The organism is Microbispora oryzae, from assembly GCF_017896165.1.
Classification (GTDB): Bacteria; Actinomycetota; Actinomycetes; order Streptosporangiales; family Streptosporangiaceae; genus Microbispora; species Microbispora oryzae.
This window is the reverse complement of record NZ_JAFCNB010000028.1, coordinates 1-17,495: the sequence shown is the minus strand read 5'-3', so window position 1 is coordinate 17,495 and position 17,495 is coordinate 1. Positions and strand designations below refer to the sequence as shown.

The 17,495-nt window shown below is 71.0% G+C and carries 18 protein-coding genes; 7 read left to right on the top strand and 11 right to left on the bottom strand.

The genetic code is table 11. The features are described from left to right. Positions 1 to 79: 79 nt before the first annotated feature. A complete protein-coding gene (locus JOL79_RS30830; protein WP_210159451.1) occupies positions 80 to 1,042 on the bottom strand; it encodes an NAD-dependent epimerase/dehydratase family protein in 963 nt (320 codons plus the stop codon). A gap of 83 nt (positions 1,043 to 1,125) precedes the next feature. Between JOL79_RS30830 and JOL79_RS30825 the strand changes: the two genes are divergently transcribed. Beyond that, entirely contained in the window at positions 1,126 to 1,560 is a 435-nt protein-coding gene (locus JOL79_RS30825) for a MarR family winged helix-turn-helix transcriptional regulator (protein ID WP_210159450.1), read from the top strand. A 55-nt stretch (positions 1,561 to 1,615) separates the two neighbouring features. Here JOL79_RS30825 and JOL79_RS30820 read toward each other — a convergent pair whose 3' ends face one another. The 7 genes from JOL79_RS30820 to JOL79_RS30790 form a co-directional block, all read right to left on the bottom strand. Next, entirely contained in the window at positions 1,616 to 2,698 is a 1,083-nt protein-coding gene (locus tag JOL79_RS30820) for a thiopeptide maturation pyridine synthase (protein WP_210159449.1), read from the bottom strand. Then, positions 2,695 to 3,660, bottom strand: a complete 966-nt coding sequence (locus JOL79_RS30815; protein WP_210159448.1) for a thiopeptide-type bacteriocin biosynthesis protein — start codon at positions 3,658 to 3,660, stop codon at positions 2,695 to 2,697. Before JOL79_RS30815 ends, JOL79_RS30820 begins: the two co-directional genes overlap by 4 nt. Next, positions 3,653 to 6,142 carry a lantibiotic dehydratase family protein gene (locus tag JOL79_RS30810; RefSeq protein ID WP_210159447.1) on the bottom strand — a complete coding sequence of 830 codons (2,490 nt, stop codon included), beginning with the start codon at positions 6,140 to 6,142 and terminating at the stop codon, positions 3,653 to 3,655. Before JOL79_RS30810 ends, JOL79_RS30815 begins: the two co-directional genes overlap by 8 nt. A gap of 13 nt (positions 6,143 to 6,155) precedes the next feature. Further along, positions 6,156 to 6,347 carry a hypothetical protein gene (locus JOL79_RS30805; protein ID WP_210159446.1) on the bottom strand — a complete coding sequence of 64 codons (192 nt, stop codon included), beginning with the start codon at positions 6,345 to 6,347 and terminating at the stop codon, positions 6,156 to 6,158. A 188-nt stretch (positions 6,348 to 6,535) separates the two neighbouring features. Then, complete coding sequence (locus tag JOL79_RS30800) at positions 6,536 to 8,332, bottom strand: ABC transporter permease (protein ID WP_210159445.1); 1,797 nt, start codon at positions 8,330 to 8,332, stop codon at positions 6,536 to 6,538. A gap of 5 nt (positions 8,333 to 8,337) precedes the next feature. Continuing rightward, positions 8,338 to 9,078, bottom strand: coding sequence for an ABC transporter ATP-binding protein (locus JOL79_RS30795; RefSeq protein ID WP_210159444.1), 741 nt, complete (start codon positions 9,076 to 9,078; stop codon positions 8,338 to 8,340). Further along, a complete protein-coding gene (locus tag JOL79_RS30790; protein WP_307848823.1) occupies positions 9,075 to 9,656 on the bottom strand; it encodes a PadR family transcriptional regulator in 582 nt (193 codons plus the stop codon). The genes JOL79_RS30795 and JOL79_RS30790 overlap by 4 nt, the downstream gene beginning before the upstream one ends. 246 nt (positions 9,657 to 9,902) lie before the next feature. Between JOL79_RS30790 and JOL79_RS30785 the strand changes: the two genes are divergently transcribed. The 3 genes from JOL79_RS30785 (at position 9,903) to JOL79_RS30775 (ending at position 13,384) form a co-directional block, all read left to right on the top strand. Further along, entirely contained in the window at positions 9,903 to 10,757 is an 855-nt protein-coding gene (locus JOL79_RS30785) for a cellulose binding domain-containing protein (protein ID WP_210159443.1), read from the top strand. Between the two features lie 360 nt (positions 10,758 to 11,117). Next, positions 11,118 to 12,008, top strand: a complete 891-nt coding sequence (locus JOL79_RS30780; RefSeq protein ID WP_210159442.1) for a CDP-diacylglycerol diphosphatase — start codon at positions 11,118 to 11,120, stop codon at positions 12,006 to 12,008. 149 nt (positions 12,009 to 12,157) lie between these two features. Further along, positions 12,158 to 13,384 (top strand): serine hydrolase domain-containing protein, encoded by a 1,227-nt coding sequence (locus JOL79_RS30775; RefSeq protein ID WP_307848822.1) that lies wholly within the window; start codon positions 12,158 to 12,160, stop codon positions 13,382 to 13,384. Positions 13,385 to 13,423: 39 nt separating this feature from the next. Here JOL79_RS30775 and JOL79_RS30770 read toward each other — a convergent pair whose 3' ends face one another. Beyond that, entirely contained in the window at positions 13,424 to 13,888 is a 465-nt protein-coding gene (locus JOL79_RS30770) for a MarR family winged helix-turn-helix transcriptional regulator (RefSeq protein WP_210159440.1), read from the bottom strand. Positions 13,889 to 14,020: 132 nt separating this feature from the next. Between JOL79_RS30770 and JOL79_RS30765 the strand changes: the two genes are divergently transcribed. Continuing rightward, on the top strand, positions 14,021 to 14,200 hold the full coding sequence (locus tag JOL79_RS30765) for a hypothetical protein (RefSeq protein WP_210159439.1): 180 nt from the start codon (positions 14,021 to 14,023) through the stop codon (positions 14,198 to 14,200). A gap of 56 nt (positions 14,201 to 14,256) precedes the next feature. Beyond that, a complete protein-coding gene (locus JOL79_RS30760; protein WP_210159438.1) occupies positions 14,257 to 14,823 on the top strand; it encodes a TetR/AcrR family transcriptional regulator in 567 nt (188 codons plus the stop codon). A 25-nt stretch (positions 14,824 to 14,848) separates the two neighbouring features. Here JOL79_RS30760 and JOL79_RS30755 read toward each other — a convergent pair whose 3' ends face one another. Both JOL79_RS30755 and JOL79_RS30750 read right to left on the bottom strand, forming a co-directional pair. Continuing rightward, the gene (locus tag JOL79_RS30755) at positions 14,849 to 15,352 is read right to left on the bottom strand and encodes a flavin reductase family protein (RefSeq protein WP_210159437.1); all 504 of its coding nucleotides are present in this window, start codon (positions 15,350 to 15,352) and stop codon (positions 14,849 to 14,851) included. Positions 15,353 to 15,363: 11 nt separating this feature from the next. Beyond that, complete coding sequence (locus tag JOL79_RS30750) at positions 15,364 to 16,542, bottom strand: acyl-CoA dehydrogenase family protein (RefSeq protein WP_210159436.1); 1,179 nt, start codon at positions 16,540 to 16,542, stop codon at positions 15,364 to 15,366. Positions 16,543 to 16,897: 355 nt separating this feature from the next. On the opposite strand from JOL79_RS30750, the gene JOL79_RS30745 reads away from it, so the two are divergent. Continuing rightward, a partial coding sequence (locus JOL79_RS30745; RefSeq protein WP_210159435.1) for a hypothetical protein occupies positions 16,898 to 17,495 on the top strand: 598 nt, incomplete at its 3' end.

Here is a 17,495-nt window from a genome sequence, read left to right as displayed (position 1 = left end):
GCTTCACTCTCGGGGGCGCCGGTTTCACGGCGCCCTCGATGCGGTTTCACCGATTCCCCGAAGCTCCGCTCGGGCAGGTTCACCGGTCGTTTCCGGCGCGCAGCCAGTCGACATAGTCCGTGACGGCGCGTTCGAGGTCGTAGGCCGGCTCGTAGCCGGTGTCCCGGCGCAGACGGGTGATGTCGAGGACGACGTCGTCGCCCGGCCCGTCCGGGTCGCGGCCCGCAGGAAGGTCGATTACAGCATCCGGGACGACGGCCTTGACGGCGGCGGCGACCTCGCGATTCTTCGTGGCGTGACCGGCGCCGACGTTGTAGGTGCCGCCGCCGGGGCACTTCGCCGTCTGCAGGAGGGCGATGGCACGCGCCACGTCCTTGACGTAACAGAGGTCTGCGCCGTCCTCGGCGTAGCCGCGCGGGCTCGGTGGCGTGAGATCGGGCGCCTGGCCCCGGACGGCCGCGTGGACGAGCTGCGGCAGCACGAAGAACGACGAGCGGGGGCGGCCGAGCGGCCCCCAGGTGGCCGAGATCCGCAGCGCTACCACGTCGAAGCCCTCCTGGCCGCTTGCCAGCGCCCCGATCAGTTCGGCGCTCTTCTTGATCACCGGTATGTGGTGTGACGACCCGTCCATCGGCAGGGGTACGTCCTCGCGCAGCGGGCCGTCGATCGGCACGCCTCCGTAGACGCCGATCGTGCTGGCCACGCTGACGCGGGCCACGCCCCACTCCCGGGCGGCCTCCAGAACGTTGAGGAGGGCGCCGAGGTCGGCACGGAGCCTGCCGATGATGGGAGAGCCGTCAAGAGGGGCGGCCGCCAGATGCACGATGCCGGTGATGGTGTGGCGTCGTCCCAGGTCGAGAACCGCCTGCCGGTCGGACACGTCCAGCGCCTCGATGCGTATCCGTTCGCCGGTCTCGTCCGACAGGAAGGAGGGGACCCGGGTCGTCTGCCGCCGGGTGAGCACGCACCCTTCGCCGAGATCGAGGAGCGCACGGGCCGTGTGGGAGCCGATGAAACCGAGCCCACCTGTGATGAGGATCATCACTCGCCTTTCGTTAGCATGCTAATGAGCGACATGATAGGCAAAAATCGTTAGCATGCAAACGACCTGTTTAGACTCGCTCCATGTCCGAACTTCTCCGGTTGTTCACCCGCACCCACAAGCTGCTTCGGGCCGCCACGGACGCGGCGATGAGCGAGCACGGCGTCCGCGTCGGCCAGAACCTCGTGCTCGAAGTGCTCTGGAAGCATGACGGCCTGACCCCCGGGGAGCTGGCCGCCCGGCTCGGCGTGACCACCCCCACCATGGTCAACACGGCCGGCCGGATGGAGGCCGCGGGGTTGCTCACCCGGCGGCGAGATGAGACGGACAGGCGCCTGGTCCGCCTTTACCTCACGGATCGGGGACGCGACGCCGAGGCGCCGGTGCAGGAGGCGCGGCGCCGCATCGAGGAACGGGTGACGGCGACGCTCACGGAGGAGGAGCGCCGCTGCCTGCACAGCGCGCTGACCAAGATCTACGCCGAACTGTCCGCCGGACGCTCGGACCCGATCCTCTGATCACGTCGTCCGTGGGCCGGGCTGCCGCACCCGACACTACGGACCGGAAGGCGGGTCAGTCCCGCGCCCAGGCCAGGGCTCTCTCGACGGGCGACACGCCGTACTCCGCCTCGACCGCGGACGCGATCAGGTGGCAGAACAGGTACCGCTGCAGCGGCGCGAGACCGAGCCTGCCCAGGTGGGAGTAGAGCGTGTTGAGGGCCAGCCGGTGCCCGAGGAACCAGTCGGAGCCGAGCACCTCGGTTCTGTACCGCCCGGTGGCCAGCAGGATCTCGTGGAACTCGATGGTGTGCAGCTGCGGCCTCCCTGGCTCGCGCGGGGCGGCGTCGAGGTCGATCTTCCTGTCGCGGATGAGGGGCGCGGCGACGGCCTTCACGCGTTCGACGTGGTCGAGCCACTCGCGCACGTGCGGCGGTGTCCGGCCCTCGTCCACCTCGGCGACCCGGCGGCGCACGAGGGCGCGGAGCTGCCGCTCGTTCTGCCGATACTTGGCCTCGAAGCCCGCGATCACTCCGTCGCGATCCACGCAGTACGAGGCGAAGGCGTCGGCGTGCGAGCGGAAGGACATGTACCCGCGCGAGATCGGCGGCACGCTGGTGTGCGCGACGGTGATCAACAGGTCGAGGCTGAGCTGGAAGAGCGTCAGGTCGCCCCGGCGGAAGGCGGCCAGCGCCTCGAACGCCATCCGGGTGCTCTCGGCGTGGAAGGAGTCGAGCAGGTCCACAAGGGTCTGGCTGCCGAGCACGTGCCGGCGATCCTCGTACGGCTCGGTCTGGATGGTGTTGTCCGGGTACCACGGCCGGAGCGGGCCGCGGTCGCTCTCCCGCAGGGCCAGCGCCCGGTGGGCCTCTTCCAGGGCGGCCTCGTCCAGGACCGCGCGGGAGGGACGCTCGCTGAGGTAGCGGCGGAGACGTCCGGTGGCGAGCGGCAGGATCTCGTCCTGCCAGACGTCGTCGGCGGCGCGGAGGTTGAGGCGGAGGTGCGGCCCACGCCGCCAGTGGCGCACGAAGTACGGCTGCCGCACCCGGTCGCCCAGTTCGGCCAGCAGCGGTCGCACGGCGTCGAGGATCAGCCCGTCCTTGTCGGTCTGGTAGTACCGCACCTGGATGCTGTGCCAGGGATTCGTGAGGTCGTTCACCGGTGCTCCAGTTCGCAGTAGGTCGTGCCGACGAGGTGACGCAGATGCGTCTCCTGCCCGCCCGGCAGTCCGAGCCGGTTGCACAGCAGGTGGACACAGCGGAGGAGAAGGATCAGGATGTCGCCGCGTTCGCGGCTGACATCGGGCGGCTGGAAGGAGGAGACGGCGGGTTCGGGGCGGAAACGCCCGGCCGCCTGGAGGTCCAGCGCGCGTAGCCGCAGCGTGTCGATCGAGCGCCACCACGCGCCGAGCGGATCGCGGGCACCGGGACGCTCCGCGCCGGCGGCGATGCGGTGGCTGCGCAGCACCTGGGCCGTGAGAGCCGCGCGCTCCCGGTCGGACGGCTCGGCGCGGTGCCGCCGGTCCTGCGGCGGATCCCAGCGTTCGCGGGCGGCTTCGAGCGCACGGGCGAGGCGGGCGGGATCCGGCTCCCAGGCCGCCAGGGCGAGCGTCAGCGCGGCGGCGGCGAAACCCAGCCGGCGTCCGGGCCCGGTCTCGCCTTCGAGCAGCACGAGCGCGACGCGGCTGGAGTCACAGAAGTGCCGTTCCGCGGCCTCGGTCGCCTCCGGCCCGCCGTACGTCTCGAACTCGGGGCGGTAGGCGACGGCCTCGACTCCGTCGCGGCTGCGCACCCGCCGGTCGTAGTCGGTGAGGTTCTCGTCTCTCGCGTACCGCTCGGCGACGGCGGCGTACCGCTCCGCGTCCCAGGAGACGGTCGACGGGTGGGCGGCCAGGTGCTGCTCCAGCGCGGTCGTGGCGCGTTCGGCCACCTCGCCGGGGCGGGCGTACGGCAGGAGCCGCAGCCGCAGGTGGGGCCCGCCCTCCCAGTAGCGAAGGAAGAAGTAGCGGACGAGCAGGCCGTCGGCGTGGAGCGAGCGCACCAGGCCGCCCACCGCCTGCGCGATCAGCCGATCGGTGCCGCCCCGATGGAAGGCGTGCAGCGAGATCCACGGCTCAGCCATCGCCCACCTCCACCACGTACTCCATGACGTGGCCGCCGCCCAGCTCGGGCAGCACCTCCTGGAAGGCCGTGCAGGCGCCGCCGGCGCCGAGCTGCCGGTCGAAGCAGGCGACGAGCGAGGGGTCGGCCAGATCCAGGAACATCGGTTTTGCCAGCTGTGCCGTACGCATCCGGTCCTGTCCCCAGGAGCCCGGGTCCAGGGAGAACACGAAGCAGCGGGACGGGATGCCGTGCGCGGCGAACCAGCGGGCCAGTGCCAGCAGGTGCCCGGCCTCGGAGGTTCCCGGACGGCGCCGGGGGACGTCCGCCGTGGCCGCGTACCAGGTGGCCCGGGCCACGACCACCCGGCCCAGCGACACCCGCGGCCTGCCGACGACCTCCTCCGGCGTCTGCCGCGGCGGCTCGGCGAACAACGCCCAGAGCGGCACCCCGATGCCGGGCTGGTCGCCGAACAGGTGCAGCAGCAGCCGGACCGTACGCGGCAGGAAGGGGGTGGCGAGCAGGCCCGCGTGGCGCATCACCACGCGGCGGCCGTCCGCGGCGCGCACGAGTTCCAGTGCTCCGGCGACGGGGTCGTAGCGGACGTCGAGGTCGCGCAGAGCGAGGCGCGCGGCGGGCGGACGGCCGGAGACCGCGCCCGGATAGGCGATCTCGTGGGTGGTCGTGGGGGAGCGCAGGCTGATGTTGTGGCCGAACAGTCCGGTGACCTCGGCCTCGATCGGGGTCCCGTCGGCGGGGCCGGGTTCGGCGGCGACAGGCTGGTGAGCCAGTCCCGCGAGCGTCAGGAGGCGGTGGACGCGGCTGCGTGCGGTGCCGTGGCCCGCGGCCACGGCGTTGAGCACCAGTCGCGTCGGCCCTTCTCCGTCGTCCGGCCGGGGCAGCACCTGCACGTAGCAGGCCAGCGAGCGCACCGGCCGCGCGCTTTCCGGCCGTCCCCGCAGCCAGCGCGCGAGCGCCTCCGGCTCCTCGCGGAGGACGGTCAGGGTCTGGTCCCGGTAACGCCGCAGGGCGGCCACCTCGCCGGACACGGGGCCCGTCGGCTCCGCGGCCCCGCCGCGATAGAGCAGGGTGTGCAACGCGTCGCCCGCAGGGGTGGCCAGTTGCCCGGCCAGCGTCCGATGGAACCGGGCGAACGGGACCTGCGCCCCCGCGCCGTACGCCTGGACGAAGAGGTCGGCGGCGAGCAACCGGATCTCGTTGTCGCGCTGGAAGACCCCGAGCATCGTGCGGATCAGGTGCAGGTCGTCGAGGGCCGCCCGCCATTCCGGTTCTCCCAGGCGTACGCCGGGCGAGGCGAAGACGGCGTTGTCGTGGAAGAGGTTCTTGTCCGGAAGTCGTCCGCCGGGCGGCGACAGACGGCGCAACGCGGTACGCACCTCCTGCTGGAGGCCGAGCCCTTCGACCGGTCCCCGCACGTGGGGATGGCGGGCCAGCGCCCGGCCGAACGCGGCGAGCGCGCCGGTGGCCGGGTGCGGCGCCAGCCGTACGGCCAGGTCGCTCAGGTGGCTGAAGGACTGGTCGGCGACCGGCGGAAGCGTTTCCAGCACCTCAAGCTCGACCAGGCCGGCGAGCACATCGGGCGCCACGAGCCGCCGGGCCTCGTCGAGCGTGGTCTCGCCGGTCAGGGCGCGCAGGAGCGCGCGCAGCGGCTCCGAGGCGCGGACGCTCCGGTAGGCGTCCTCGGTCCGGCTCAGGTACCACAGGCGGCCGTCCTCCTCGGTCAGGCTGGCGTTCGGCCTGATCAGGAAGCGGGCCGCGAGGTCGTCGTCCGCCGCGGCCAGGTCGCCGAGCAGCCTGCGGACCAGCCACAGATCGGGCTCGGCGACGGTGCGCCAGTCCCATTCGCCTTCGACGGCGACCGGCTCGGGGCCGGGACCCCAGTGGCCGAGGCCCATCATGGTGAACGTGGAGTGCGGGCTGGTCTTGGCCACCACCCGCGACAGGTAGCGGCTTAGCCGCAGGTCCAACCGGCGGGACGGCGGGGCCCCGGGGGAGTCCAGCCAGCGTGCCAGCGCTCCGGCCAGCGACGGGCTCGCCTGGACCAGGCCATGCGTGAAGACGCCGGTCGACGCCCACGTGCGGAGGCTGTGGTGCCGATCCTGGCGGTCCTTCTCCATGATCAGGGGCAGCGCGGTCTCCAGGCCTTCGCACGCGTGGGACCGGTCGGACCACCGCCGGACGCGCCGGTCCAGCTCGGCCGGCATCTCGGCCGAGCTGGGGGTCATGGCGGGTGTCCGCCCGTTGTACAACGCCCGGCGGAGTGCGACCAGGCGGGACCTCGCCTGCCCGGAGGGGACGTCCGCGATGACCGGCTCAAGGGCGAGCGCGAGCGCGCGTCCCTCCGCGGCCAGGGCGTCCCGTTCCTTCAGGATCTCCTGTACGGCCTGCCAGGTCCGGCGACACCTCAGGTCGTCAAGGGCCGCCCCGGGGAGGGCGGCGACCCTGACCACCACGGTGTCCGGGCGCTGTGGGCGGATCGCCATGCGGGGCTGGCGCCTAGACGAGCCAGCTCTTCGAGGAGGTCCATGTTCCCGAGGCGCCGATCTCGGTGTTGCCCAGCCCCATGGTCACCGCCTCGACGAGCACCTCGGAGCCGGGGAGCTCCACGGTGGCGACGTCCAGCGAGTCCAGGTCCAATGAGTCCAGGTCGAGCGCGTCCAGGTCGAGGACTTCTTCGTGCATGGCCATGTTGCCTCCCGACTCCCAATGGGTGCGGCCCGAGCCGCAATACTCTGCCAAGGGAACACGGAAGGTTTGATAAGTCCATAAGTTCCTATATATCGGACGATACGGAAATATCGCCGAAGCAGGGATTTACTTCACCGTATTACGGCGCGATAGCCGTGAAACGCGAGTAAGCGCCGGGGGAAAGACGGTCAGGCCGCTTCGGCGCTGAGGGCCTGCGCCACGGGTCTGCGGGCGGCCACACGTGCGGGAACGGCGGTGAGCGCCGCCGTCACCAGGACGACCGAGATCGCGGCGCCGGCCATCGAGAGGATGGGGAGTGTGGTCGCGCGCCCGACTGTCAGGTACAGGCCGATGCCGAGGAACACGCCGGCGACGGCACCGGGCAGGGCGGGCAGGACCTGGGCGACGGACAGACCGGCCGTGATCTGCCCCGGAGTGGCGCCGAGGGTCCGCGCGACGGCCATGTTCGCCCGGGCTTCCATCGCCGTGCTCCAGGTGATCGTGATGGCGTTCACGAGGGCGAGCACGATCGCCATGACGGTGATCGACAGCAACAGCTTGCCGTTCTGGTCGTCGCGCAGGTTGGACAGGCCGGACAGGCCCGCTCCCCAGCCCCCGCGGTGCTGGGCGTAGCCCCAGCGCGGCTGGACGTGGAAGGTCAGCAGGGCGTCGATCGTGATCAGTGCGCCCGCGGTGGAGCACCCGTGCAGCACGGCCCGGCCCGGCCGGCGGGCGGTCAGCCGCAACCCGAGCAGCAGTGGGGTCGGCAGCAGCGCGGACAGCGCGGTGAGCAGGGGACGGTGGCGGGGCCGGTGGGCGGTGACGGTCAGCGCGTCGACGGTCGCGGTGCGCAGGGCGAGCAGCGTGGGACGCAGCGAGGAGAGAACCGCCACCGCCACGGCGAGTGCGGTCGCCGCGACGATGACGCCGCCGGATGGTCCGACGACATTCCCGATCCGGCTGGCGGTGGGGCTGGCGACGGCAGGCTCCACCAGGCGGGCGACCGTCAGCCCCAGCGCGTCGGCCAGCAGCGCCAGCACCAGATATTCGGTGAGCAGCACGGCGGCGATCAGGCCGGGGGTGGCGCCGACGGCCTTGAGCAGTCCCGCCCGGCGCGTCTGCTCGGCGGTGCGTCCGGCGGCCAGCGCGGCCACCCCGGTCACGGCCAGGAAGCTGAGCAGCCAGCCGCCTATGATCAGGATCGGCTGCGAGTCCCTGAGCATGACGGAATCCTGCTCGGCGATGAACTGCGCGGTGGCGAAGTTCACCCTGATGCTGGGGTCGCGGTGGGCGTCGAGGAAGGCGCGGGCCGCGGCGGGGTCGCTCAGCTTGAGGTCGACGGCCATGGCCAGCGGGAGATCACGCGATGCCAGCGCCTTGACGTCCGAGTGGGTCAGCCAGACGAGACCGCCTCCGTCGCTCGGGCCGCCGTACGGGCCGATCCCCGACGACCACGGGAAGATGGAGTTGGCCGCGGTCACGGCGATCCCGACGACGGGATACGTCCGGCCCGAGATGGTGACGCGGTCGCCGACGCGGGCGCCGAGCGCGGTGGCGAAGCCCCGTTCGAGGACCGCGCCGCCCGGGCGCACCCAGTGGCCCGAGGTCACCAGCGGGCGGTCGACCGCGCCGGGCTTCTCCGCGGCGCCGTGCACCACCACGAGGGAGGCGAAGCCGCGCGAGGTGAGGGTGGCGAAGACCAGGCGGAACGGGCCGTTGTGGCCGACGACTCCGGGGGCGCGGGTCAGCTCGTTGAGCACCGGGGCCACCGGAGTGCCCATCTCGGGGGCGTACACCACGACGTCGGGCCCGGCGGTGGCGGCGCGCGTCTGCTCGTAGAGCGCGTCGCTCGCCCCGCCGAGGGACATGCCCAGGGCGACGGTGGCGGTGGCCGCGGTCACCGCGAGTAGAAGCATCGCGGCCTGGGCCCGGTGCCGGCGGACGTCGGCGAGGACGAGGCGGAAGATGAGCACGACGCGGCCCATGACGTTCAGCCCTCCAGCCCGATCAGGCCGCCGAGCCATCCGGTGGCGTCGCCGGCCAGCCGGGTGTCGTCGACGAACATCCCGTCACGCATCGAGATCAACCGGTCCGCGGTGGCCGCGACCCGTTCGTCGTGCGTGACCATCACGAGGGTCTGCCCCGCGGCACGTAGCTCCTCGAAGATCCTGAGTACGTCGAGTGTCGCCGTGGAGTCGAGGTTGCCGGTCGGCTCGTCGGCCAGGATGACCAGCGGCTCGTTGGCCAGCGCGCGGGCGATCGCGACCCGCTGGCGTTGCCCGCCGGACAGCTGCGAGGGCAGATGCCGGGCCCGGCCGGTGAGCCCGACCTGTTCCAGCAGGAAGCCCGCACGCCGCCTGGCCTCCCGCCGCGAGAACCCGGCCAGCAGCGCGGGCAGCTCCACGTTCTCCGCGGCCGACAGCTCCTCCATCAGGTGGAACGCCTGGAAGACGAACCCGACCGACCGGCGGCGCAGCCGCGCCAGGGCCCGCTCGCTCAGCGTGTCGACGCGGCGGCCGGCCAGCCACACCTCTCCCGCGCTGGGCCGCTCCAGGCCGCCCAGCAGGTGGAGCAGGGTCGACTTCCCGCAGCCGCTTGGCCCCATCACCGCCAGCGTCTGTCCCTCGGGCACCTCCAGGTCGACCTCGTCGACCGCGCGGACCCGGCCCTGCCCGTGACCATGCTGCTTCACCAGGCCGCGGGCCCGTAGGACAGCGCTGGACACCTTCATGCCCCCTCAGCTTCGTCGTCGTCCCGGCCACCGGGCTCGCCTTCGTCGCCGGTCTTGCCGGCGGCTCCGGACCAGGCTCGCTCGCAGGCCTCCAGCCAGCGCAGGTCGGCCTGCAGTCGCAGCACGATCCCCTCAAGCAGCAGGACGGCACGCGATCCCGCCGGCTCGGCCAGGGCCGCGCGCTGCGTCTCGGCCAGGCGGCGCAGCAGCTCACGGCGCTGCGCCGCCACGAGCTCGATCGGGTCGGCGAGCCGGGCCGCGGCCGCCGCGATGAGCTTCAGATGAAATTCGGCCAGGTCGGGCTTCGGCCAGCTCACCTCGGCCAGCCAGGCGGTCACCCGCTCCTGCCCGGCCGGCGTCAGCGCGTACACCTTGCGCTCGGGCCGATCGGGCAGGCCGTCGGCCCGCTCGCAGACGACGAGGCCCGCTCTCTCCAGCCGGGCCAGGGTCACGTAGACCTGACCCGGGTTCATCGACTCGCCGAGCAGGCCAAGGCTCTGCCGCAGCCGGGCACGCAAGTGATACCCGTGCGACGGTTCCTTGGCGAGCATCGCCAGCACCGCGTCCTGCACTTCCACCCCTAACGGTTAGCCAATGGATAGCGGTTAGCCGTAAAGGGTGTCAAACGTGAGGACGGGCCGCGCCGCCGTCCCGTACTCGGCGGGCGTGAAAGATTCAGGGCGCGTCATGCCCGCGGCCCGCTCCTCACCTGCCCGGTTCTCACCGGGGCTCGTGCGCCGCGCGGTCTCGCCGTTGACCGGGCCCCGCGCCGCTCACATGCTCGTGGTCGGACGGCAATCCGGGCCACGTGGAAGGGCGGATCCATGCAGGGACGATGGGCTGTCGCCTGGGGCGTCGCGACGCTGGTCGCCGCCTCCTTCCTGATTCCGGCGGTTGCGAGCGCCTCCGCCGGTGGGATCACCGGCGCGGCGACAACGGCTCCACCCTCGTCCAGCAGTCCGTCGCCGTCGTTGCTGTGGCCGTGTTACGACCCACGGACCCTGCCGCCCAGCCGTCCTCCGCTGACGCCGCCGACCGCGCCCGGCACGCCGCAGGTGGTGTCGGTCGCCAACAACTACGTGCACCTGCGCTGGGCCGCCGCGTCCGACGCCGACGGGCTCGCCTGCTACCAGGTCTTCGAGGACCGCGGTGGCGTCAAGACCAAGGTCGCCACGTTCGGGCCCGACGTCACCGACGGCTCGTTCTACGTGGACTACCCGCCGTACGGCACGGCGTCGCGTGTCGCCACCCTCTACGTCGTGGCCGTCGACCGGTGGGGGGCGGACAGCGCGCCGTCGGGGTCGGTCAACGTCACGATCCACAACGACGTCGTCAGCTCCCCTTCGCCCTCGTCCTCCTACTGGGGCGCCTGCCACGTGACGTACAACTCCTACGACTGGTTCGGCGGCATGACGTCGTACGTGTCGATCACCAACACCGGCTCGACCACGATCGCCGGATGGTGGCTGACCTTCGCCTTCCCCGACCCCGGTCAGCGCGTGACCTCCGGGTGGTCGGCCGAGTGGTCGCAGAACGGCTCGACGGTGACGGCCACCGCGCTCCCGTGGAACCGGGACCTCGCGCCGGGCGACAGCGTCAGCATCGGCTTCACCGGCACGAACCAGGGCGTCAACCCCGCCCCGTCGGCCTGGCGGCTCAACGGCGCCACCTGCCGATGAGCCTGCCTCGCGAGTAGCGCCTCGCCTGGACCGCCCATTGTCACCCGGTGGATGTCCTAATGCACTCCGGGTCGCCCGGCGCGTAGCGAAACGACAAATCATCGGCTCCGTGAAGGCAGACGCCGTGCAAGCCCGGAGGTGGAACTCCCGGGGTTTCCAACGGCGCCGGCGGGCGCGTTCCGTTCTTTCCCACGAGAATTCCAGCCTGGCGTCAGAACGTTTTGCCGGTCGGCCGGTCCGGGGACCATCCTGACCGACTGCCGATCTTTGCGCCGCGGGGGAATGAGTCCGCGCGCCCTCGATTGGCGGCGCGGTCATGGGGGCCGCGGAGCGTATTTCTGCAATGTCGTGGGGGCAACCATGTGTGAGTGCGACCGGGCGGGCGACGAGACGAACGGGCTGACCCGGCGCCGGTTCGTGCAGTTCTCCGGCCTCGCGGGTGTCGGCGCCATCGCCGGCGCCGGTATTTTCGCGGGCGCCGAGCACGCGTCGGCCGCGCCCCCGCCGCATCCCAAGGGGCCCGACCCCAAGCAGTGCGGCAGCACCGCCCTGAGCTCCGACTCTCTCTGGCGGCGCAGCCAGACGTGCCACGCCAACAACTCCTGCCTGCAGAACGATACGGACTACGTTGTGATGGGCGGCAATAACAACAAGTCCGGATATGTCAACTTCATTCTGGTGCCGACCGTACGGATCAGCGGTATCGAATGCCCCTGGATCTGCGGCGGCAGCGCGCCGAATTACTGGAGCGCGGCCGACTATTACGCCGGCAAGGCTCCCACTGTGGTGCCCAATCCCGTCGGACTCGGCATCAACTCGAAGGCGGCCAGGCACTTCAACCAGTTGCACATCCACATGGCCAGGGCGCGGCCGGAGTCCATGAGCGATCTCGCCGCGCACGAGGCCACGGCCGCGAGAACGGTGGCCAACTGGGCGGACTCACGGGTGTCGGTCCGCGGCTACAGCGAGAATCTGGGGATCGTCCCGCACACCTATCGCGTGCTCGTCTGGCCGGGATTCGCGCATGACAATCTCTTCGCCATGCTCAGGACCATGCTGGTCCACGCGCTGGGACACGGAGCGACCACCGCCAAGGCGCAGGAGAGGATGGTCCTCCAAACGCTGATCGTGATCCCTCGGAAGGCCGGCGGATATTACGTCGTGAACGGCGAGGGCGATCTGCGCGACCCGAACAACCCGCAACTGACGGGATCGGCGACCTGCGACCCCCTGCTTCTCATGCATCCATGACGTCGGCCCGACGTGCCGGAGTGATCTCGGGCCGGCCGGTGTCTCCGCGATTACCCAAACGGGCTTTTCGGTCTGTCCCCGACAGCTAAGATCGGCCAAAAGTTGCTGATGGTGTTGAGGGGACAGAAGTGACACTTAGCCGGCGTGATGTGTTCAAAGTAGGGGCCGGCCTGGTGCCCGCGGTCGCGTTACCGAGTTCGCCGGCGTACGCGGCGGCGGCACCGACCCTGACGGTCACCGGGACCGCTCCGTCGCAGCTGGCCGCCCTCGACAACCTGATGAAGACCTACATCAAGCAGCGGAACATCTCCTGCGCCCAGCTCGCCGCGGTCAAGAACGGCAAGCTGGTGCTGGCCCGGGGATACCGCTACAGCGGTGACACGGCCGTCCCGGCCGTGCAGCCGACGTCGCTGTTCCGGATCGCGAGTCTCAGCAAGAACATCACCGCGGCGGCGGTCCTGCGGCTGGCCCAGGACGGGAAGGTGTCGCTCGGGGCCAAGGTCGCCGACCTGCTCGGGCTGTCGGCCGCGGCCGACTCGCGGCTGAAGAACGTCACCCTCTGGCGACTGATGCAGCACACCGGCGGCTGGGACCGCGACATCTCCGGCGACTACCTGTGGGTCGATCCCACCGTCGCTGCCAAGCTCGGCGTGCCGCTGCCGGTCGGCAAGAGCGACATCATCAAATACGCCGGCGGCAGGCCCCTCGACTTCGCGCCCGGCGCGCGCATGGCCTACAGCAACTACGGCTACATGCTGCTCGGCCTGGTCATCGAGAAGGTGTCGGGGCAGAGCTACGAGTCATACGTGAAGCAGAAGCTGCTCGCCCCGGTCGGCATCACCCGGATGCGGCTCGGCCGCACCCTGAAGTCGCAGGCCGCGCCGGGGGAGGTGCCGTACTACTCCGACTACACCACCAAGACCGTGCTGGACGCCTCCGGCGCCGTGGTCCCGTGGCCGTACGGCGGGTTCAACATGCTCAACCACGACGCCAACGGCGGCTGGCTGTCCTCCGCGGTCGACCTGGTCAGATGGGCCCGGATCTTCGACGCCGCCGGTCCGGCGCTGAACGCCACCTCGATCACCCGCGCGTTCGCCAAGCCGGAGATCGGCGTGAGCACGGACGGCTCCTGGTACGGCTGCGGCTGGTACGTGCGTCAGGTGACCGGCCACCTCAACACCTGGCACAACGGCAGCATGCCCGGCACGTACGCCTACCTGGCCCGGCTGCAGCAGGGCTTCACGTACGCCGCGATCTTCAACCACCGCGAGGAAACCGGCACTCTCGACTACGACGTGCTCAGCTCCCAGATGAACACGGCGTGGAACGGCGTCACCACGTGGCCGACCAAGGACCTCTTCCCCACGTACTTCTGACGTACGTTCCGACCTGCACCGGGCGTCACGCGGCCCTCATCACCGAGGAGCGAGGTGGGCGCCGTTGGCGGCGGAGATTACCCGCGTCAGCGCCTGGTGCAGGCTCCGCAGCTCCTCCAGGTCCATGCCCAGGCGCTCGACGATCGTCGCCGGCACCTTCTCGGCCTGCCGGCGCAGCTCGCGTCCCCGGTCGGTCAGCACCACCGCGAGGGAGCGCTCGTCGTCGCTGGCGCGGCGGCGTTCGAGCAGGCCGGCGGCTTCCAGGCGCTTGAGCAACGGCGACAGCGTGGCCGGCTCCAGTTGCAGCAGCCGGCTGAGCTCCTTGATCGACAGCGGCGCGCGCTCCCACAGGGCCAGCATCACCAGGTACTGCGGGTGGGTCAGCCCCATCGGTTCCAGCACCGGCCGGTAGAGGGCGATCACCGATCGCGAGGCGACGGCGAGGGCGAAGCAGACCTGGTTCTCCAGGGCCAGCGGGTCGGTGATGTCGTCTATATCACTCATATGCACCTCCGTTGGGGTGTCCGCCATACTAGCCCAATTAGTACACTAACGATTAGCCAACGAAACGTTAGTGGCCCATGTAGGTGCTCGCCCGGCATCCCGCCCCAGGAGCTCACGTCCCGAGGAAGAGTCATGGCACGCAGGAAGAGTCTCGAAGAGCGCATCGCCGACCGCGTCGCCAAACGCCCGCCGCTGAAGGAGGGCAAGCACTTCGAACACGCCCCCGCCAAGTGGCTGTTCGTCGCCGTGCTGGGGTTCGCCGTGCTGATCCACCTCATCATCGTCGGCATCGTCATGCTGGTGGGTCACTGACACCGGCGGCGGGCGCCGTGGAAGGGCCTTCGTCGAACGCGGTGCACACTGGTGGGGTGACTTCCGTGGAGACCGCGCCGGTGGCCGGACCGTTCAGGCGGGCCGACGCACGCCGTAATCATCAGCGCGTCTTCGCCGCCGCGCTCGAGGTCTTCGCGGAGCTCGGCCTCCAGGCGACCGTGCCGCAGGTAGCCGAACGCGCCGGCGTGAGCAAGGCGACCGTCTATCGCGGCTACCCCACGAAGGATGAGCTGGTCGAGGCGATCGCGGCGTATCGGCTGGAGGAGCTCGAACGGTCCACCGCCGCCGTGCTCGCCGAGCCCGAGCCGTACCGGCTCTTCCGCCACTACGTGCTGCGGTTGTTCGAGAGCCTCGCCGGTGACCGCCTGCTGTCGGAGATGCTGGCCGACAGCAGGTGGCAGGGCGCGGCCGTGCTGATGACCAGGCTCACCGACCTGATGGAGGCGGCCAAGGAGTCGGGGCACATACGCCAGGACGCGACCACGCTGGACCTGCGCGTGGTGCTGTGCGGCATGATGCTGCAACTCATCAGGGTCGCGGATCGCGACCCGGCGCTGTGGCGGCGCTACGGCGAGCTGACGCTCCAGGCGCTCCGCCCCTGACCCCGCCGCCGGCCGGCCTGGGCGCTCAGCCGCCTGTCTTCGCCAGTGCGCCGTACCTCCCCCGGTGGAAGAGCAGCGGGGCCGGCGACGGCGCCGCGTCGAGGGCGGTGACCCGCCCGACGATGATGGTGTGGTCGCCGCCGTCGTGCTCGCTCCAGATCTGGCAGCTGATCCAGGCGCAGACCCCGTCAAGGATCGGGGCCCCGCCGAGCCCCGGCCGCCAGCGCACCCCCGCGAACCTGCCGGCCTCCGGACCGGCGAACATCGCGCTCAGCTCCCTCTGGTCCTCGGCGAGCACGTTGACGCAGAAGTCGCCCACCTCCCGGATGCGCGGCCAGGTCCGGGAGGTGCGCGCGACCGCGAGGCTCACCAGCAGCGGGTCCAGCGACAGCGACGTGAACGACTGGCAGGTGAAACCGAGCGGGCCCCCGGGACCGCTCGCTGTCACGACGACGACCCCCGAGGCGAACGAACCGAGCGCCTCGCGCGCCGGCCGCCTGCCGGTCACGGTCTTCATGCCGGAATTCACTGCCGGGCTCCTCAGATCATCGGGCTGACCGGCTCGGTGCCGCCGACCAGCGCCCGTCCGTACATCTCGCGGGCGAGCCCGGGATTGAGCGTGGGATGCCGGGCCGCGGTCTCCAGGTCACGCCAGTAGCGCTGCACGACCGCGGCCCGGGAGAAGCCGCTCGCCCCTCTCACCGTGAGCAGCAGTTGCACGGCCTCGCGCAGGCTCGTCACGGCGTATCCGTTGTCCATGCGCAGCCTCGTCCGTTCGAGCAGGCCGGGAGTGGCGCCGGAGGCGGCGGCGGTCGCGATGTACTCGGCCGAACGCGTCAGGTGCAGGTGGGCCGAGTCGATGAGGGTGGCGGCGTCCGCGAGCGACGCCTGCACGCTGGGGGAGTCGGCGAGCCGGCGGTAGACCGACATGGCCATGGGCTTGCCCGCGTCGACGGCCTCCATGGTCTGTGCGAACACGGCGCGGGCGATCCCGAGCAGGGGACCCACGGAGGTCACCGTCATCGCACCGGGCGGAATCCGGTACAGCGGCTCGGACCCCGCACCGCCCCCCTCCAGTACGTCCGCGAACCGCCGTATCCGGTGGTCCGGGACGAAGACCTCGTCGGCGACCAGGGTGTGGCTGCCCGTCCCGCGCATGCCGATCATGTCCCAGGTGTCCTCGACCGTCAGGTCCGCGGCCGGTATCAGCGCGATCCCCCGCTCGGCCGTCCCTCCCTGGACGACCGGCACGCCGAGAACCGCCCATTCGGCCTGATGGCAGCCGGACGCCCACGACCACCGGCCGGAGACGATCAGGCCGCCGTCGACCGGGGTCGCCGTGACGCCGACGCTGCCGAACACGCCGCACATCGGGCTGTCCGGGCCGTCGCCCCACACGTCCTGGCGTGCCCGCTCGCCGAACGACGCCGCGAGCTGCTGCGCCACGTACGACACCATCACGATCCAGGCGCTCGACGGGCAGGCCCGCGCCACCTCGGCGGTCACGTCCAGGCAGGCCAGTGGGTCGGACTCGGCTCCGCCGAAGACCTTGGGCGTGGCCAGCCGGAACAGTCCGGCCTCACGGAGCGCCCAGGCGGCTTCGTCGGTCAGCCGGCTCTCGCGCTCGGCCTCGTCGGCGTTCCGCCGCAGCACCGGCGCGATGGCGCGCGCAGCGTCGACGAGGCCACCGCGGGCCGGGGCTTCATTCGGAGTGTTCATCGTTCCTCCACGACAATAAACGTACCTATTGGTACGGTTCCGGTCCGGAGCTTACCGGACCCTGGGGTACGGATCGTGGAGTGGGGCTGGTGTCCTTGGGATGTGCTCTCTCTTCCCGCCGCGGTTGATCGGCGTCCGTGCGCTCGCTCGGGCCGGGGACGTGCTAGGAAGGATTAAGGTTCAATAATTCGCCCAAAAGTGACGATCATCACATCATAGGACGAATGGGACTAATGGGGCGTATTGCCCCGTTCTCCCCTACGTACTGAGGTTGCAGGCGTCCCACCGGACGCAGGCGGCTCAAGACGATTGCACGGTCCCACCGGACACGTGTGCATCAAGGGGGAAAACAGTAATGATCAACTTCAGGCGTGGACTGGCGACCGCGGCCGCGACGGTGGCCGTCGCGGGTGGCGTCATTCTCGCGGCGGGGGGCGCCGCCTCGGCGGCGACACCGCGGACCGCCGACGGGGCGACGGCGGTCACGGTCGCGCAGAAGAGCACGGTCACGCAGAAGAGCACGACCACCCGGGTCTTCGACGGGCGGCGGTGGTGGACCCGCGTGGGGAGCGCCGGCTACTGGTACGGCACCGACCACGGCCGGCACTACCGGTATGACGGGACCCGCTTCGCGGTGTTCAGCGGCGGCACCTGGACCGTGGTGTCGACCTCCTACGCCAGGGAGCACGGCCTCGACCCGCGTCACTTCTGGCACGTCAAGCCCGGTCACGTGAAGCACCACGTCAAGCACCACGTGAAGCATCACGTGAAGCCCGGACATCCCGGCCACGGGGGCGGTCACCAGGGGGGCGACCACGGTCACTCTGACCACGGTCACTCTGACCACGGTCACTCTGACCACGGTCACTCTGACCACGGTCACTCTGACCACGGTCACTCTGACCACGGTCACTCTGACCACGGTCACTCTGACCACGGTCACTCTGACCACG